The organism is Paenibacillus sp. FSL L8-0663 (assembly GCF_038008125.1).
Lineage (GTDB): Bacteria > Bacillota > Bacilli > Paenibacillales > Paenibacillaceae > Paenibacillus > Paenibacillus polymyxa_D.
Map to the genome: position 1 here is coordinate 2,892,904 of NZ_JBBOYM010000001.1, position 16,512 is coordinate 2,909,415.

The window sequence follows — 16,512 nt, forward strand, 5'->3', positions numbered from 1 at the left end:
TAGAAGACGTAAAGAATCTAATTTGGAGGCTTCTATGATTAGAGATCTTTGGTTTACAGTGCAACGGATTGATGATAATACATACGCAATTAGTGAATACGGACGTTGGGAGAAAGTACATTCATTTTTATTATTGGGAAATCAAGAAGGGGTATTAATTGATACAGGGCTTGGGATTGATAGTATCAAAAGAATAATAGAGCAGTTGACATCTTTACCTCTAAAAGTTATTACGACACATGTCCACACTGACCACATAGGTAACCATGGCGAATTTGAACGGATCTTTGTCCATAAAGAAGATGAAGACTGGCTAATTAACGAGATTCAAGGCTTAACAATAGAGCAAATCAGGAAGAATATTAGAAGAGATATAACCTTGCCTACTCCAGAAAGGTTTAATCCGGATACATACCAACCCTTTAAAGGAAAGCCGACAGGTTTGTTAAAGGATGGTGATATATTCGATCTAGGGGACAGAAGATTAATTATATATCACACTCCAGGACATTTTCCTGGCCATATTTCAGTTTTCGATGAAACAAAAGGGTATTTATTTACTGGCGATCTGCTCTATGATGAAGCGCCAATATATGCCTTTTATCCTTCAACGAACCCTGTTGATTTAGTGAATTCATTAGAAAAGATTGCAAGAATACCCAACGTCAAAATGGTATACGGTTCTCACAATACATCAGGACTTAATCCAATAATTTTAGTTGAAGTAAAAATTGCAGTTAAATTTCTGAGGGAACATGATCTCGTCAAATTTGGAACTGGGATTCATAAATTTAACGGATTTAGTGTTCAGTTCTAATAATCTTGTCAAACTAACGGGAAACGTTAGCTCAATAAAAATTAGCGACAGTCTAGGACTTTATTTCGTGTTATTAGGTCAATCAGAGATTTCTGGTTGGCCTTTTTTCTTAGGCACCATATGATGGCGGTAGCCGAGAGAACGTTGACTTTATTGGGGCGGGCCCGTCGTGAAAACAGTTCTCTCACTGCCCTCAATGACCATGTTTGAGCTGGTTGAGACAGGGATCTCGTATCACAAGCGAAGCTATGGGGGAACCATCGTGGGAGTGGCCGCAACTTTAATATTAGGGAGTGTGTTATGGAGCCGGTTGTAGGATTAGATGTGGATTAGTTTCCTATTTTAATACGCGAGGAGTGCAAGCATTTTATAATCAATCCACTTCAAACTAAACGTGCGAGAAACACGCAACTACGAAAAGTAAAAACCGACACTGCAGATGTCAAAAGATTGAATTTATCAATAAATAGGCAAAATGAATAAAGTCCCTGGACTCTTAATGCGATGTGCATGCGGATCGGGGACTTATCATGTGAAATACTCAATATAAGCGGTTTGCTTAATTTTTGAAAAAACACTTAAAAACACTTAACAAAAAGCGTTAAATTGCTTATGATGAATATAGGGAAAGGGGGAGGGATTATATTCACCAAGAGGAACGACTTTTGAAAATTTTGGAGTATCTCCAAAGCCGTAACCAATTATCAAATTCGGAAATTTGCGATTTATTGAACATCTCGAGAGATACGGCAAGAAGGGATATTATTAAGCTTGTTCATGAAGGGGGGGTTATCAGAACCCATGGAGGTATTGCCTTACCCTTATTAAAAGAAGAAATAAGAGTCTACAAGGAACGTGTAACCTCAGCAACAAAGCAAAAGATGCTTATTGCAAAAGCAGCTTCTGAGCATATCGCTGACGGAGATATATGCTTCATGGATGTATCGACTACCATTCAACTGCTCTGTGGGCAATTGGACAAGAATCTGACGGTTTACACACACTCGTTGGATAATGCAGAAGCTTTATCAGCAAAAAGTGAAATTAACATAAATTTGCTCGGGGGCAAATTTAATCATGAAAACCGTTTTTTTTATGACTACGACACGGCTATGCAGTTGAACGATGTTTTTTTTGACAAAGCTTTTTTAGGAGCTGCCGCCATTATGGAAGACGGAGTGTATTTTGCGAACCGTGATGATGCTTTAGTTAAAAAGCTGGTATCGAGGCGTGCCAGAGAAGTATTTTTACTTGCCGATTTCAAAAAATTTAATTTAACAAGCCCGTTTAAAGGTCTGAATTTTTCCGAAATTGATATTCTAATTACAAATCAGGATGCCCCGAAGCATTCATTGCTGATGTTGCAGGATAGCGGAGTAGAAGTTATCAAGGTGCTTGAGGAAGAAAAGTGATAAAAAATCGCAAGGGAGCATGGGCCATGATACAAGCAATCTTTAGCGATATTGACGGGACGTTGTTAAATTCAAAACATCAAATTACATTCGACACCAAAAATACAATCCAAAAGGTTGTGGGAGGAAATATCCCTTTTGTACTCGTTTCAGCGAGAATGCCAAGCAGCATTTTTCCTCTTCAGCAAGAGCTCAATATTAACGCTCCCGTCATTTGTTATAGCGGTGGTCTAATATTGGGCTGTAATAGGGAAATCCTCCATAGCATCTGTTTATCGAAAAAGAGCATTAAACAAATATACGATATTGTATCGGATCATTATCCTTCTATTAGTTTTAACTTATATGGCTATGACCAGTGGATCGTTGATAACACTCAAAATCCTTGGGTAATTCAGGAAGCGGGAATTATTAATGGCTCTCCCATACAGAGGGTGCTTTCCTCATATATAGAAGAAGATCATGAAACTCACAAAATTTTATGCATGGGACCTCCCGAAGACGTTGAGCGGCTTGTACAACAAATCAAAAATGAAGTTACTGGTATCAGTGTCTATAAATCCAAGGGAACCTATCTGGAAATTATGGATGAGATGGTGTCCAAATCGTATGCCATTCAGGAACTCGAGGGGATATTTAATATTACTTATCGTGAATCGATGGCCATTGGAGACAACTATAATGACATGGATATGATTTTGTACGCAGGCCTAGGAATTGCAATGGGGAATGCGCCAGAGGAAGTTAAGGAAATTGCCGACTGGGTCACATCGAGTAATGATGAAGACGGTTTGAAAATAGGCTTGGAGAAATACATTTTGTCCGTTTGAAATGATCCAGTGACATTGTATATCCAAACACCAAAAAACTGTAGGCATTAGAAATAGAACAGAGGGGGACACATAACCCTGAGGATACTGAGTTTGTATCTTCTCGGTCTGCGAGTGACGAGAACGGTAGAAAAAGAAAAGCAGAGTGAGACGACAAAAAGAGATCAACGTGTTCCGACCGTTGATCTCTTTTTTGTTGTGCTCAATCAGCACGACAGATTACAAAAGAGATGAGGAAAGTTAGGTTGGGAGTTTGGTCGTCTGGATTTGTAGTGAAGAGCTTATTTACCTGTAATGCAGAAGAGCAGAAGGGATTAGCGATGCACGTTCTTATTATGGGCATCAAAAGTCAAGTTTAATGAATATATAAGTATACTAAATATCACATTCACATAGGAAATCATACGAAAAGGTCCCTAAATATCCATTTTTCATCAGCAAGATCAGAAAATAATTTGGCAAAGTTCATTTACTTCTAAATGGAGGTGAGTTGCATTTTGTATTAGGTGTGTTTTTAAATAATGTTCTCCAGCTAATTGACAATTTATCATTTGTCGGGTGACAAGAACATTGTTACATTCCCGATAGGATTTCATCGACGGCGACAGAGGCCCTTTTATTAAACTAAAGGGCAGGATAGTCAATTTTTTCACAAATACTTTACATTTGAAAGAAATTTGCGAAATTCGTAGATAAGAGGTTATGAGAAAGTGATGTAAGCTTTTGGGTGCTAGGTGAACAAGGAGAGCCTGCTTGCCTTATGACGGATTTTCTTATAATGGACTGATTAAAACCCATGAAAACGTGGCTTCTTTTTTATGCAACATTAACGTTATCTTTGTGTGATCAAACATAGGGCTTTAGCAGTTAGACACCATTCATAGATATAGTGAATAAGTGGATAGTGTATAATGAAGAAAATAGGAACGGAGGACAAATCGGTGAAGATACAACTATTGGTACTAATCATTTCTATTGGTGGAGTAGTATTAGCGACATTCATTTCTGTGTTTGCTGTGCTTCGATTGAAAAAGAGTCATCAAACGGCGAGTGACGAACAGAAGAATAGTAGAAAAGTAAACTTAGCCATACCGTCTAAAACATTTGAAGTTGAACTCCATCAATCACTCTTTCAGGACTGGGGAAGTGGTGTGGAGGAATCATCGTTTCAAGACGATAAATCTAGTGTTTATCTAGAAGTTTATAATCATGGAAATATCCCAGCAGAAAATGTCATGGTTGAGATTGCGGTTGATTTTGATGAATTAAATGATTTTATGAAATATCATACCGCTTTCAATGATGAAGATAATCATTCATTTTATCTTTCTGAGGAAGAAGAAAAAGTCGTTATTTCATTTAATAAAGTAGAAAATATCAAACATGAAATCAGTTTTCATCTTGAGGATTTGGGAACGATTCATCCTGTTGCGCAGAAAAACACGGTATAAAAATACATCTTCCTAAATGGTACATATACTTATTGAACATAAAGGCATTTAATGAAAACTTGGATTTATTCAGTTTGAATATCATATTGGTGTACAAAGATCCGAATAATGAAAGTAAATTATGTACAGAAGAGTTTTTGATTGAACCTGAGATACATATGGCGAAGAGGGAAGAAGAGCATTCTAATAATAAGGTGAAGTATAGAATTAAGGGTGAGTTAATAATAGTATAACTGTTTGGCACGGTTTATACGGCTTCCAGTAGGTAGTCGTTCTTTTTTGTTTCAAAAGATACTTAACAATATCCTGGGAGCCAGCTACAAGGCAATTAAAATGAACAAATGGACTTCAAGGATCAATGTGAAATCGGTGAACCTATTTAGGTAACTTTGCGTCATTAATGTAGGAACATTTTTGTCATTGGATAAAAATGGGGAGAATATGGACTAAGGATTGTAGTGACACAAATCTTCCCTAAGTCTAGCCTCAGGGATAAATACAGTGAGATTGATGAATTTTACCTGATTTATAATATCCTTTAAAGGGGAATACTTTGTGTCACTGAACATTAAATCGTTATATCAATGAGATCAATTATTAGCAAAGGATTCAGAGAGTCCATGAGATATGAAATTTCATAGTCCAAATGAAAACAAATCTACTGAGGTTGATATAGCAAAATAATTTGGGAATCTCATGAAGAATCCACGTTGCTATGCGGGTTTTCTAAGACATCTTCACAAAACCCGTATTTCTTTTAGTTTGATTAAATTATTATTTAGTCTTTATTTAATAAGGATTTTATATATTTGATTGTAAGTATAGGTTTAAGCCATAGACACATCGGCAGAGGGATAGCCACAGAAGCAACAGCGAAAGCCATAGCTTCTATCCATTCTGAAAACCAACATGAATTCATTCATGCTTTTGCAATCCTGCTTCTAATGTCATTTGTCGCAAGCTTGGCTTCTTCTTATTGGTGAATGTGATTTTGAATACTCTGTTGGTACTACCATACGATGTAATGACTGGAGGCTGAGGGTCGGGGACGGCTTATCTTAGTTGTGTAAAATAGATATTAATTGTAATTTGCAAGAAATATGTCGTACCGTTCGGCACAATAGCATGCAGCGCTTCCATGAGCTTGAGTGAGGAAACTAAATCATTTCCAGGGAGCTTAATGATTAAGTGGATCAATTCGAAAGATCCCAGGAAATAAAGAAATGATCTCGCCAAATTTGGAACTGGGATTCATAAATTCAACGGATTAGCATTCAGTTCTAATAATCTTGTCCAACTCACGGGAAACGTTAGTTCAATAAAATAGCGACAGTCAGTAAGAAGTTCTCTTGTTTTCAACTATCCATTCCCCTTTATATATTAATACCAATTACAAAAAAGTCCCAAAAACAAATGTTTTTGAGACTGGGTTAAAAACCAAGTTTTCTTGTTTACTAACTGGTATCCTATGCTACATATTCATTTTTTCCTGCGCCTATACCCGTGATAAAGATAATAACAGAAGTTAAAACTAACATCAGTAAGGAAGTATTCCAATTATGTGTCACATCATGCAACCATCCAAATAAGACAGGGCCGATAGCAGACAAAAGATAACCTAATGATTGAGCCATACCGGATAATTCTGCTGCCTCATTCGTATCTTGAGTACGTAAACTAAAAAACATCATAGCTAAACTAAAGGCAAATCCCACTCCAATTCCAACCATAATTATCCATATTGGAATAAGGATCGTGCTTCCGTGTAAGATACCGAATACCCCTCCAATAAGCAAGATGACTGAAACCAGTACTAATGGATGCTGCTTCTTTAAACGTCCAGCTAAAATAGAGACAATAAACGTAGTAGGAAGCATAGCAAATTGCATTAAAGACAACATCCAGCCAGCTTCATGAGTGTTCAGCCCTTTTTGTTCAAGAATTTCAGGAAGCCACGTTATCATGGTATAAAAGATTAAGGATTGAAAACCCATAAATAACGTGACATTCCATGCTAGTTTAGAATGCCATAAGTTTATAGATTTAACTTTCTTTTTAGTTTGTACAAATCTAATAGATTTATGTTGATTTTGTATTAGTGGTAACCAAAAGAAAAGTGTAAGAAGAGATAAGATTCCCCAGCATCCGAGACCTCCTGACCATCCTAACCCTGATAATGAGGAGATGGAAATACTTATACCGGATCCAATAGCTCCACATAAATTCATAGAGACTATATAAATCCCTGTTATCATTCCTACATTTTGTGCAAAGTTATGTTTAATAAGACTGGGGAGTAATACATTACCAATGGCAATACATGAACCAATTAAGATTGTTCCTATAAATAAGGTTATTACACCACCAAAAGAACGTATTCCAAATCCAATGGTTAATAAGATTAAAGAAATAAATAGGATAAACTCCGTACTAAAACGTTGAGCTAACTTAGGGGCAAAAGGGGATAAGAATGCAAAAGTAAGTAAAGGTACTGTAGTTATTGTCCCTGCTAGTATATTAGATATGCCTAAACTGTCACGTATAGAATTTATTAGTGGACCCACTGATGTTAGTGGGGCTCTGAGATTGGCTCCCATTAGGATGATACCTATAATAAGTAATCCTATTCTAGGCTTTAGATCCGGTTTCGGTTGTCCTAGTTGATTGGTTTTTTGTGAAATACCCATGATCGCTATAGATCCTCCGTATTTAATACTAAAGCTTTTCTAAATTAGGTAATCAATTCATTTATTGTTTGGATTGCCACACTTCCATATTGTTCCACAATAGTAACCGTAAAGCAGAGAACATAATAAAATGTTGTTTTCTACTTGACGGTTACTTTTAAACATTTTAATTAAATTAAGCGAATTTTTGGACTTCCCCCGTTAGTTAATAGGAGAACGACAAGCTCCTACTTTTATACCTAAAGAATTATAGTGATTTTTTATGTTTATGATGGCTTGACCACTTGTAACTTTATTAATTAATTGTTTTATCTTCCAAAGGTCTACTGGTTTATTCATTAATAAGTCATTAAAAATTTGTTTGATTTCTTGTGGGTAAACATTTCCTACCATACTAGAAAGTCCATTACATCCATTCATTATCTTTTCTATAAGATTTACATCTCCACCAGCGAACATGATGAAATCATCTGGTAAGTCAGTATTATGGTGACGTTTGGCATCACTCTCTTCTTTAAGTCCTACAAGGTTAGAGTACTTCTGGTTAATAACAGTCTTTAATGATTCAGCACTTAGCTCAAATCCTGTTCGGAAAGGATTATTATAAAGGACAACGTTTTTGGTGGTATGTTGTAGCAGCTCATTGATATAAGAAATAGCTTGTTGTTGTGTCGGCTGAATGTAAGGTGGAAACTGAATTAGAATAGAATCAAAAACAGATTCCTCAAGCTTTTTAACCAGTTTTATTGCATTTCTTGTTGTTGTAGCTGATACGCCAAACATCAGTTCAACATTTTCAAATTTTTGTTGATTAAAATAATCAATAATATGGATACGCTCTTCAATGCTCATTGAATTTTGTTCGCCTGTCGTAGCAGACACAAGTAGTGAATCTATCCCGTTATCTGTTAAATGTTTAACAATAGGATTGAATCCTTCTAAATATAAGCTCTCATCATCACGAAAGGGAGTTGGAATAGCAACATTAAAATTTTTCATCAGTTATATCCTCCAGTGTATATACATTACAAGAACTAATTTGTACATAAGGTCAAATACTAAATCCTTTCAGATAATTTTTAAAAGGTATATTTGAATGACTAAATTGTTCTATGTTCATGTTGTTTAAAGTTTGGTTACATTCTTCAGGCCAAAAGTATTAACTAATCTTTTCTAGTTATTCTTTATTTGTGTATCTGGTTTGACTATGTGACGAGGTGTACTACCCACCGGTTTCTCTAAAAACCAAGTGCCCATTGAAGTAAGAACCGGTACATTTTGAAACGTGTAAATAATAGCATCCTCTGTTTGCTAAGTGTTGCAATGCTCATGAGCAGAGCAAGGAGGAGCTAAGAATAGGTCGCCTTTTTTCAATTCAATCTTTTCTCCATCCACGATACTATAACCCTCGCCCTGAAATACTAGATTGAGAGCTACATTAGTATGACGATGAGCTTTATTATGCCCACCAGGTTTAAAAATTTGGACGACTACTTTCATAGTTGATGAAGTTCCATGCGTATCCCCTGTATGATTATGAATGAGTGACAATGTTCCACGGCCACTTTAAAGAAAGCCTTCCGATACAGATTAATTGAGTAATGGATAAATGTCTTTCCATTTCCATGAACATGCTCGAACGGCAGGCTTACTACTCTTTATTAAAAACTCACTGTAGTAGATAATCTCTGTTTTTTGACTACCCATCTTATCACCCCCACAAAATTTTTACACAGTTTAAAGAATTTATACTTTTAGGATTAAATGGATCTCTGTGCAACTAATAGTCTAAGACAGTTCAATCAATAGTACAATTCAATTATTTATATAATAACCATAGGTTTAACCTATGATATAATGTGTAATATCTAAGATTGTTTATAGTATTCCTATTGAAATTCATGTTAATAAACTTGCAAAATGTAAAGGTAGGAACTATTACCGTTTAAATCAGGAGGCTTAAGAATGGAGTTAAGACAACTTGAATATTTTTACGCTGTGTGCCAAGAGCTACATTTTACAAGAGCAGCAGAAAAGGTAGGGATTTCTCAACCTTCTTTAAGTCAACAAATTCGTTTGTTAGAACATGAAATTGGCACACTTTTATTTGATCGCATTGGTAAAAAGACGGCTCTTACGGAATCAGGGGAATTACTCTTAAAGTATACACGTAACATTTTTCATGAACTGGAACAGGCAAAAACCTCAATAGATGAACTAAATGGCCTTCAAAGAGGAACCATTTCTATAGGCACCTTGTTAACCGTTGAAAATTACCTCATTCCGCCCACATTACGTAGTTTTCATCATCTATATCCTGGTGTTAAGATATCTGTGTTTGGATTACGTACTGGGGATATTCAAAAACAACTGTTAGAAAATAAGCTGGATATAGGCATTGTTTTTTTACCTATGAAAGGGGATGAATTAGAAACCATTTCTTTATATAGAGAGGAAATGGCGTTTGCAGTGCCTGTTGGACACCCGTTAGAGAATCAGGATAAATTAGGTATAGAAGTCTTGCAAACAACACCTTCCATCTTACTTCCTGAACAATATTTTATAAGACAGCTTATAAATAAAGCTTGTAAAGATGTGGGGTTTATTCCAGAACCGGTCTTTGAAATTACAACCATGCAATCTTTAATTAATATGGTTATAGATAGGATAGGGGTAACTATATTACCGCGACCTTACTTAGAGTACCTTAACCATCCTCGTATCAGAATTATTCCCATTTTAAATGTTAATCTTGCTCGATATATAGGAATTATCTACAGGAAAGATAAATACCTGAGTGCTGCGACACGTATTTTTATTAATACTCTAAAAGAGACTTCACTCCATTTGACTCAGAATTTTATGAAAGGCACTGATTAAACAGTCCACTCATTTTATTAATCTTTATTTATATACTACTGGACATATAAAAGAAAGAAGCTACGACGGTCAGTTCTTTTTTGGATTGGAAAAGTCAGAGGGAATAGCTTCAGGTGCTATTAATATGTAAAGAGAACGGAAAAGTCACCATTTCAAAAATAATAAGGTCACCTTGAATCACTGATTGAATCGTATCAAAGGGCAATCGCGTAGGTAAAGATGCGTACGAAAAACCGTATTGTGATGGTGGGCAGACTTGAATTATCTCGATTCAGATATGAATTTGACTTTTGAGAAAATAATGAGGTTTATACTAGATGCCATCGCTCCATTTAAGAAGGAATGACCCATTTTGCGTTAACAGACTTGGATCTAAGTCTACAGAACAAATTTCCAAGGAGTGCATTGGTACTTAGGGGAGCGGTCGAGGATTCAGCCGCTCCAAAAAAGTCAAACAGTCCTCCTTTTATTAATGGCTATGATGTGCATGTGCATCCGGCGCACCTGACTCTATAGTGCACATAATGGATTCATCGTGTCTATGCTGTTCGGACTCGATCTGCAAAGTAGAGTGAGGAATGTTCTTATGCTCCAGCATATGCTCGATACTATGCAGTAGGGCCTCGGTTTCATACACTGTTTTATTTCCATCAACTACAATATGCGCAGTCAGAGCGTTTAAGTTGCTAGTAATTGACCAAATATGCACATCATGTACGGCTTTCACACCTTCGAACTGCGAAATGGCTTGTACGACTTCCTCTACATCAATGTTACGGGGTGTTCCTTCCATAAGCACATGCAGGGAAGACTTACTAACAAAGTAACCACTGCGAAGGACAAGTACTGCGACAATTACACTAGCAAGTGGGTCTGCCCAACCCCATCCCAAGAACATCATCAGAAGAGCGGCAATAATCGCTCCAACAGATCCCAGCATATCGCTGAGGACGTGCAGATAAGCACCTCTCATATTCAGGTTGTGCTCTGTATCGCTACCTCGCATCATAATCCAGGCAACGAGTATATTAATGAACAGGCCAACAATACTGATAACTAGCATCCCTACTGTAGCTACTTCTGGAGGATTTATAAACCTTTCAATCGCTTCGTAAAAAATGTATAAGGCAATCGCAATCAGAGTAACACCGTTTAGCATTGCAGCCAATATTTCAAATCTCCTGTAACCAAAGGTTTTTTCCTTATTGACAGCTTTCTCTCCAAACTTAAACGCGAACAAAGCGATCGCCAACGCAAGAGAATCCGATAACATATGACCTGCATCCGAGAACAAAGCTAAACTATTGGTAATAAATCCACCAAAAGCTTCGACCAGCATGTAAGTAGTGATGATGATGAAGGAGATCAGCAAAACTTTTTTATTGTTGTGTCGATGTCCATGATTATGTCCTGCCATACATATCCCAGCTTTCTATTTTATTAACATATGAGCAATTGTTCATGTGTTTTATTGACTTCAATTATATGTGGGGAAAATATACACGTCAAGTGCAGCATGGCGCAACTGTACAGTGACAACAAGTTTATCCCTTACGAGGAATTTGTAATATTTAATGCGGCGGCTATTAGATAGAGTTACTTATGGGAATGACATAAGATAATTTCGCTTTAATCGAAATTATAGGATTTATTTCGACATAATTAGATTCTCTTAGAAAAAGGAATATTGAAGTATTTGACGAATCATTCATTGATACAATTTCTCCCATAATGGGGTGAATGTATGTACACACCTACCAAGTTAAATAAGATTGGGGTAAATAGATGGTTTGCTTTTAGTAAGAAGCTTAACTGAGAAGTCACGTTTTATGGAGAGCTAGAATATGATCACTAGGTATTAATTGGAATGGATCCAGAGGTAACAAATTATTGCGAAAAACCATTTGAAATCAACCACTCATATTTAAAATCTGATTTTTTGACTCTGAATTACTATGCCAGTGACACAGCCAAAGCCTGTCCAGAGGTTGCCGATGAACAGTGGTCGGGAGTTAATGTCTCTGGTATCAAGGGAGAAATATCTGGCTTCGAAACACATCCGGGCTTCTATGAAATGTGCGAGAATCCTGCTCTGGAGACTACAGACTGGGCTATAGATCCAACTGGACTGGAATACATTTTGCGTGATATTTATACAAGATATAATATGCACTTGATGATCACAGAGAATGGTCTTGGTGCATACGACGAGTTGACCATTGATGGGAGGATTCATGATGATTACAGAATTGATTATTTGAAAAACCATATCCTCGCAGTTAAAAAAGCGATTGATTTTGGTGTAAAGGTCATTTCCTATAATCCGTGGTCTGCCATCGATTTATTATTCACTAGTAACGGATATAAAAAACGGTATGGATTAATTTATATAGATCGAACAGATGATGATATCAAACAATTAAAGCGTTATAAAAAAGATTCTTTTTATTGGTACAAAAAAGTTGTTGAGTCAAATGGGAAAGAAATTTAAGGACCCGTTGAACAAGAAACTCCGCTGAGAACTTTAATATGAGTCCCTTATAAACTCCACGAACAAGCCACTAATCTGTTAGTCTAGGATTAGTGGCTTGCTGTTGTTGGTAGACAATACAAAGTTGCTCTAGAAGTCGTCTAAATGGAGGCTTTAGGGGCAATGAAACCGTCACATATCAGCTGAGTCTTCTCGGTTCATTAATATCTAAGCCAGGTTTATGATTAGAGCATTCTTCGAAGAAGCAGAAGTGTGAATGTTCAAAATTTGTTCAGTCATACCATGCTAAAATCTTCGTATCAAAATAACAGCCAAAACCTACAAAGGAGACAGTGATTGTGTGAACAGGAAAGCAGCATCGTTTCATATATAATATTTATTTAATGTATGTCGATATTGCAATGCATATAATCGCATCCTGATTTTAGTAGGCCAGGGGAATGTTATTTAAGGCAGCGGCGATAAAACAAACTGAAAAGCGGGTAACCGTTCTTTCAATGAACGGTTATTTTTCATGCTTAAATTTAAATTTTTCCTTGAGAGAAAATAGCGTTGCTGTACTTAGTACTATATGAGATGAGGTGGCATTAGCCTAAACAATTCAGATGATTTTATTTGTCGCATAAGAAGGAGGGACTTTTATTGTTACCATTAATTAAGGAATTTCGTCTAAACCAAAAGCTTACTTCTTATTTAAAATTAATCCTAGTGGTCATTATTCTTGCCGCAGCTATTGTTCCCGTCGCCCCTTCACGGGCACATGCTTTTTACGGAACGGGAAACGGTACGGAACAGAACCCTTATATCATCACGACAGCGGCGATGCTGGATGGTATCAGGACTAATCCGAACGCTTATTACAAATTGGGTGCTAATATCCAATTAACGGATTGTACTTGGAACCCGATTGCCAATTTCTCGGGTGTGTTCGATGGGAACGGATACACGATTTCCGGCTTGACGATTAATCAGCCCTTGTCAATGAATGTCGGTTTTTTTGGCAATTTAATGGCTACAGGTATTGTTCGTAACGTTCGGTTAATGGATGTTAACATAATCGGAAATAGGAACGTAGGAAGTGTTACTGGTACAAGTTTCGGTCAAATCAGTAATGTATTTGCATCCGGCAGTGTAGAAGCGCTCGGAGAGGGCACCTATGATTATGCGAGTGGTCTGGTCGGGTGTTAACAACGCGTCGATTACTAAGTCTATATCGGCTGTCAACGTGAGGGGAACCAAATCTACTGGATATGTTGGAGGAATTGCAGGCTATAATATTCAAGGCACCGTCAGCCAAAGTTATGCGACTGGCCAAGTGGATGGACTGTCCCGCGCTGGTGGTTTAGTCGGATACAATTCTAACGGAACCGTGAGCAATTCTTACTCAACGGGTTCAGTCACAACGACCTTCAACCGAGCTGGAGGACTTGCTGGACAAAATGCTGGCTAGGTAACAAACAGCTATTCCAAAACAACGGACACATCACTTTCACATCAGGCGAAGATTTCGTTATTTATGATTGACCTTTCGAATAGGCCAATAACAGCTGGAACTGGGATGAACTTCCTATAAGCAACCTTAGTTTGTTTATCGCTTATGTTGCTTAAGTTTTTATCGAAAAACGCTCATGGTACGGCTTCTTATAACAGAAAAGGTGGGGCTATATGCTGATAGTGGGTATGAGGATTTACAATATACATTTGATTGTTTTCCCCTGAATGATTAATATAATGGACAATGTCATAAACCTACCGTATTAAAAAAAGAGATGAGGATTACGATGAATAAAGCAAAGATTCTTATTATCGAAGATGATGCCCCGATTGCCGACTTGCTTTCGTACGGGCTTTCTATGGAGGGGTTCCAGACACGCACAGCGGCCAGTGGAGCAACGGGAATGCATGAGCTGCAGTCGTTTCAGCCCGATTTGCTGCTGTTAGATTGGATGCTACCTGACCAGAGCGGTCTAGACATTTGCAAAAAGGTGACAACGGACTATAACATACCGATCTGCATGATTACAGCCAAATCGGACATTACCGATAAAATTCTAGGCCTTGAATTCGGTGCCGATGATTATATTACCAAGCCTTTTGATCTGCGCGAAGTTGTTGCACGCATTCGAACCATTTTGCGCAGAGTGGAGCAGGCGAACAGCTCGGACAGGGAAGAAGCCACGAAAGCCGTCATTCGGTTTGACAATATTGAAGTGATCGAAGAAGAACGACTCGTCCAAATAGAAGGCCGTCCTGTTGAATTGACCCCCAAGGAATTTGATCTGCTTATGATGCTGGTTAAACATCAGGGCAAAACCTTTACACGTTCCGAACTGCTTGATCTGGTGTGGGGTTATCATTTTGTCGGAGATACCCGTACGGTTGATACGCATATCCAGAGACTCCGCAAAAAGCTAGACGCCACCGAATGCATTACTACCGTCTTCGGAATCGGGTACAAATTTAAAAAAATGGGTGGATAAGCATGATACGTAAAATCAGCATCAAATTCCTGATCGGTTTTTTTCTGATTTTTTCGCTTTCTTTTGTCGTGCTCAATCAGACAGTCAAGGAATTTATCCGGACAAGCAATCAGAATCTGGTTACCTCCGAACTGATCGGACTGAAAAATAACAGCAACGTGTATGTGCGTCAGGCTTTCCTGATTAACCATTTCAGTAGCAATGAGCTGTATTTTGGAGAAATTGCGAGGGAAATAGCAACTAATCTGAACCATACCACGGACAGCAGTATTGGCGTGTATACGGTGGAGGGCAAATTGCTTTATGCCCCGGACAGCTCCATTTTTCAGCAGCACATGCAAAGCGATCTGCAGCAGGCGATTGGTGGCAATACAGCGTACAGCATTACTTATGATCGTAATAAGACGACTGTCCTTTTCTCCTATCCGGTTGTTATAGACGGTTCAAAGGTGGGCATACTGCGTTTTTACAAAGATTTCAGCTCACTCTACGAACAAACCGGACAGATTCGGCAGATTACCCTCTATATTGCCCTGGCGATTTTTGCGGCAGCTTTTCTGTTTTCCTATATTCTTTCCAGGCATATTACCATCCCGCTGACCAGACTGACGCAAGCCTCCACTGAGGTGAAAAACGGGAATCTGGATATCCGCCTTCACTTTAAACGCAGGGATGAAATTGGCCGACTGGCTGAGAATTTTAACGATATGATTGATCAAATTAGTAGACAGATTCATATTATTGAGAAGGACCGGGACCATTTGAAAGAGCTTCACCAGCAGGAAAAGCGCTTTTTTGACAATATTACTCACGAACTGAAAACGCCATTAACCTCCATTCTGGGATATGCGGAGCTGATCAGAATGAACGGTGAGAAAGACCGTGCTTTTTTTGGCAAAGGGATGAATCATATTATCGAGGAGAGCAAGCGCCTGCATGCGATGGTGCTAAAACTACTGGAAGTTTCACGCAAAAATATCATGATCAATGAGCTTGATCGGGTAGATATCGGGCTAATTCTGCAGGATGTGTGTGAATCGATGATGATCCGGGCACAGCGCTATAAAAAGACCATTGAATATGAGATGAATGAGGAATTGATGATGTTGGCCGATAGGGACAGAATCAGACAGCTGTTCATCAACTTGATAGATAATGCGATAAAATATAGTTTGCCGTTTTCGGTAGTAACGGTAAAAGCAGTACGGGCAGAAGAAAAGATCCGCTTGATTTTCAACAATCCAAGCGATCCGATTGAGGCAGAACATCTGTCACACCTGTTACAGCCATTTTATCCAGCTCATTCCGACAGTGCGGAGGAAGGCAGTGTAGGATTGGGGCTCAGCATTGTGAAATCCATCGTTGAAGAATTTGCGGGTTCCATCTCGATTGCAAACGAGCATAATGAAACCATCGTTACGGTAGAATTTAAAGCGCTGGAAACCGCGGGGAACGGAGAATGAA

General features: G+C 38.0%; 14 protein-coding genes. 10 read left to right on the forward strand and 4 right to left on the reverse strand.

Annotated elements, in window-relative coordinates; translation table 11 throughout:
* Positions 1-34: 34 nt before the first annotated feature.
* The 4 genes from MKY75_RS12355 (at position 35) to MKY75_RS12370 (ending at position 4,510) form a co-directional block, all read left to right on the forward strand.
* Complete coding sequence (locus tag MKY75_RS12355) at positions 35-817, forward strand: MBL fold metallo-hydrolase (RefSeq protein WP_340885490.1); 783 nt, start codon at positions 35-37, stop codon at positions 815-817.
* Between the two features lie 665 nt (positions 818-1,482).
* Entirely contained in the window at positions 1,483-2,229 is a 747-nt protein-coding gene (locus tag MKY75_RS12360) for a DeoR/GlpR family DNA-binding transcription regulator (RefSeq protein WP_340885493.1), read from the forward strand.
* A gap of 26 nt (positions 2,230-2,255) precedes the next feature.
* Positions 2,256-3,059 carry a Cof-type HAD-IIB family hydrolase gene (locus MKY75_RS12365; protein WP_340885495.1) on the forward strand — a complete coding sequence of 268 codons (804 nt, stop codon included), beginning with the start codon at positions 2,256-2,258 and terminating at the stop codon, positions 3,057-3,059.
* 911 nt (positions 3,060-3,970) lie between these two features.
* Positions 3,971-4,510 carry a hypothetical protein gene (locus MKY75_RS12370; protein ID WP_340885499.1) on the forward strand — a complete coding sequence of 180 codons (540 nt, stop codon included), beginning with the start codon at positions 3,971-3,973 and terminating at the stop codon, positions 4,508-4,510.
* Between the two features lie 1,466 nt (positions 4,511-5,976).
* Here MKY75_RS12370 and MKY75_RS12375 read toward each other — a convergent pair.
* The 3 genes from MKY75_RS12375 to MKY75_RS12385 form a co-directional block, all read right to left on the reverse strand.
* Positions 5,977-7,197 (reverse strand): CynX/NimT family MFS transporter, encoded by a 1,221-nt coding sequence (locus MKY75_RS12375; RefSeq protein ID WP_340885501.1) that lies wholly within the window; start codon positions 7,195-7,197, stop codon positions 5,977-5,979.
* 201 nt (positions 7,198-7,398) lie between these two features.
* Complete coding sequence (locus tag MKY75_RS12380; RefSeq protein ID WP_029515236.1) at positions 7,399-8,196, reverse strand: dihydrodipicolinate synthase family protein; 798 nt, start codon at positions 8,194-8,196, stop codon at positions 7,399-7,401.
* 312 nt (positions 8,197-8,508) lie between these two features.
* Positions 8,509-8,697 (reverse strand): cupin domain-containing protein, encoded by a 189-nt coding sequence (locus MKY75_RS12385; protein ID WP_165083947.1) that lies wholly within the window; start codon positions 8,695-8,697, stop codon positions 8,509-8,511.
* Positions 8,698-9,162: 465 nt separating this feature from the next.
* Between MKY75_RS12385 and MKY75_RS12390 the strand changes: the two genes are divergently transcribed.
* Positions 9,163-10,077 (forward strand): LysR family transcriptional regulator, encoded by a 915-nt coding sequence (locus tag MKY75_RS12390; protein WP_029515234.1) that lies wholly within the window; start codon positions 9,163-9,165, stop codon positions 10,075-10,077.
* Between the two features lie 469 nt (positions 10,078-10,546).
* Here MKY75_RS12390 and MKY75_RS12395 read toward each other — a convergent pair whose 3' ends face one another.
* Positions 10,547-11,494: a cation diffusion facilitator family transporter gene (locus MKY75_RS12395; protein ID WP_025679519.1), complete on the reverse strand. Its 948-nt coding sequence runs from the start codon at positions 11,492-11,494 to the stop codon at positions 10,547-10,549.
* Positions 11,495-11,944: 450 nt separating this feature from the next.
* Between MKY75_RS12395 and MKY75_RS12400 the strand changes: the two genes are divergently transcribed.
* From MKY75_RS12400 to MKY75_RS12420, 5 genes are all read left to right on the forward strand, one after another.
* On the forward strand, positions 11,945-12,568 hold the full coding sequence (locus MKY75_RS12400; RefSeq protein ID WP_340885504.1) for a family 1 glycosylhydrolase: 624 nt from the start codon (positions 11,945-11,947) through the stop codon (positions 12,566-12,568).
* A 642-nt stretch (positions 12,569-13,210) separates the two neighbouring features.
* The gene (locus MKY75_RS12405) at positions 13,211-13,756 is read left to right on the forward strand and encodes a hypothetical protein (RefSeq protein WP_245231640.1); all 546 of its coding nucleotides are present in this window, start codon (positions 13,211-13,213) and stop codon (positions 13,754-13,756) included.
* Positions 13,725-14,018 (forward strand): GLUG motif-containing protein, encoded by a 294-nt coding sequence (locus tag MKY75_RS12410; RefSeq protein ID WP_245231639.1) that lies wholly within the window; start codon positions 13,725-13,727, stop codon positions 14,016-14,018. The genes MKY75_RS12405 and MKY75_RS12410 overlap by 32 nt, the downstream gene beginning before the upstream one ends.
* Positions 14,019-14,349: 331 nt before the next feature.
* Positions 14,350-15,048 (forward strand): response regulator transcription factor, encoded by a 699-nt coding sequence (locus tag MKY75_RS12415; protein ID WP_069011890.1) that lies wholly within the window; start codon positions 14,350-14,352, stop codon positions 15,046-15,048.
* 2 nt (positions 15,049-15,050) lie between these two features.
* Positions 15,051-16,511, forward strand: a complete 1,461-nt coding sequence (locus MKY75_RS12420; RefSeq protein WP_340885506.1) for a sensor histidine kinase — start codon at positions 15,051-15,053, stop codon at positions 16,509-16,511.
* The last annotated feature ends 1 nt before the right edge of the window (position 16,512 follow it).

Bases quoted from the DNA above. Each gene is read 5' to 3' on its own strand.
- MKY75_RS12355 (WP_340885490.1), top strand. From the start codon at position 35: ATGATTAGAGATCTTTGGTTTACAGTGCAACGGATTGATGATAATACA.
- MKY75_RS12365 (WP_340885495.1), top strand. From the start codon at position 2,256: ATGATACAAGCAATCTTTAGCGATATTGACGGGACGTTGTTAAATTCA.
- MKY75_RS12370 (WP_340885499.1), top strand. From the start codon at position 3,971: ATGAAGAAAATAGGAACGGAGGACAAATCGGTGAAGATACAACTATTG.
- MKY75_RS12375 (WP_340885501.1), bottom strand. From the start codon at position 7,197: ATGGGTATTTCACAAAAAACCAATCAACTAGGACAACCGAAACCGGAT.
- MKY75_RS12380 (WP_029515236.1), bottom strand. From the start codon at position 8,196: ATGAAAAATTTTAATGTTGCTATTCCAACTCCCTTTCGTGATGATGAG.
- MKY75_RS12385 (WP_165083947.1), bottom strand. From the start codon at position 8,697: ATGAAAGTAGTCGTCCAAATTTTTAAACCTGGTGGGCATAATAAAGCT.
- MKY75_RS12390 (WP_029515234.1), top strand. From the start codon at position 9,163: ATGGAGTTAAGACAACTTGAATATTTTTACGCTGTGTGCCAAGAGCTA.
- MKY75_RS12395 (WP_025679519.1), bottom strand. From the start codon at position 11,494: ATGGCAGGACATAATCATGGACATCGACACAACAATAAAAAAGTTTTG.
- MKY75_RS12400 (WP_340885504.1), top strand. From the start codon at position 11,945: ATGGATCCAGAGGTAACAAATTATTGCGAAAAACCATTTGAAATCAAC.
- MKY75_RS12410 (WP_245231639.1), top strand. From the start codon at position 13,725: ATGATTATGCGAGTGGTCTGGTCGGGTGTTAACAACGCGTCGATTACT.
- MKY75_RS12415 (WP_069011890.1), top strand. From the start codon at position 14,350: ATGAATAAAGCAAAGATTCTTATTATCGAAGATGATGCCCCGATTGCC.
- MKY75_RS12420 (WP_340885506.1), top strand. From the start codon at position 15,051: ATGATACGTAAAATCAGCATCAAATTCCTGATCGGTTTTTTTCTGATT.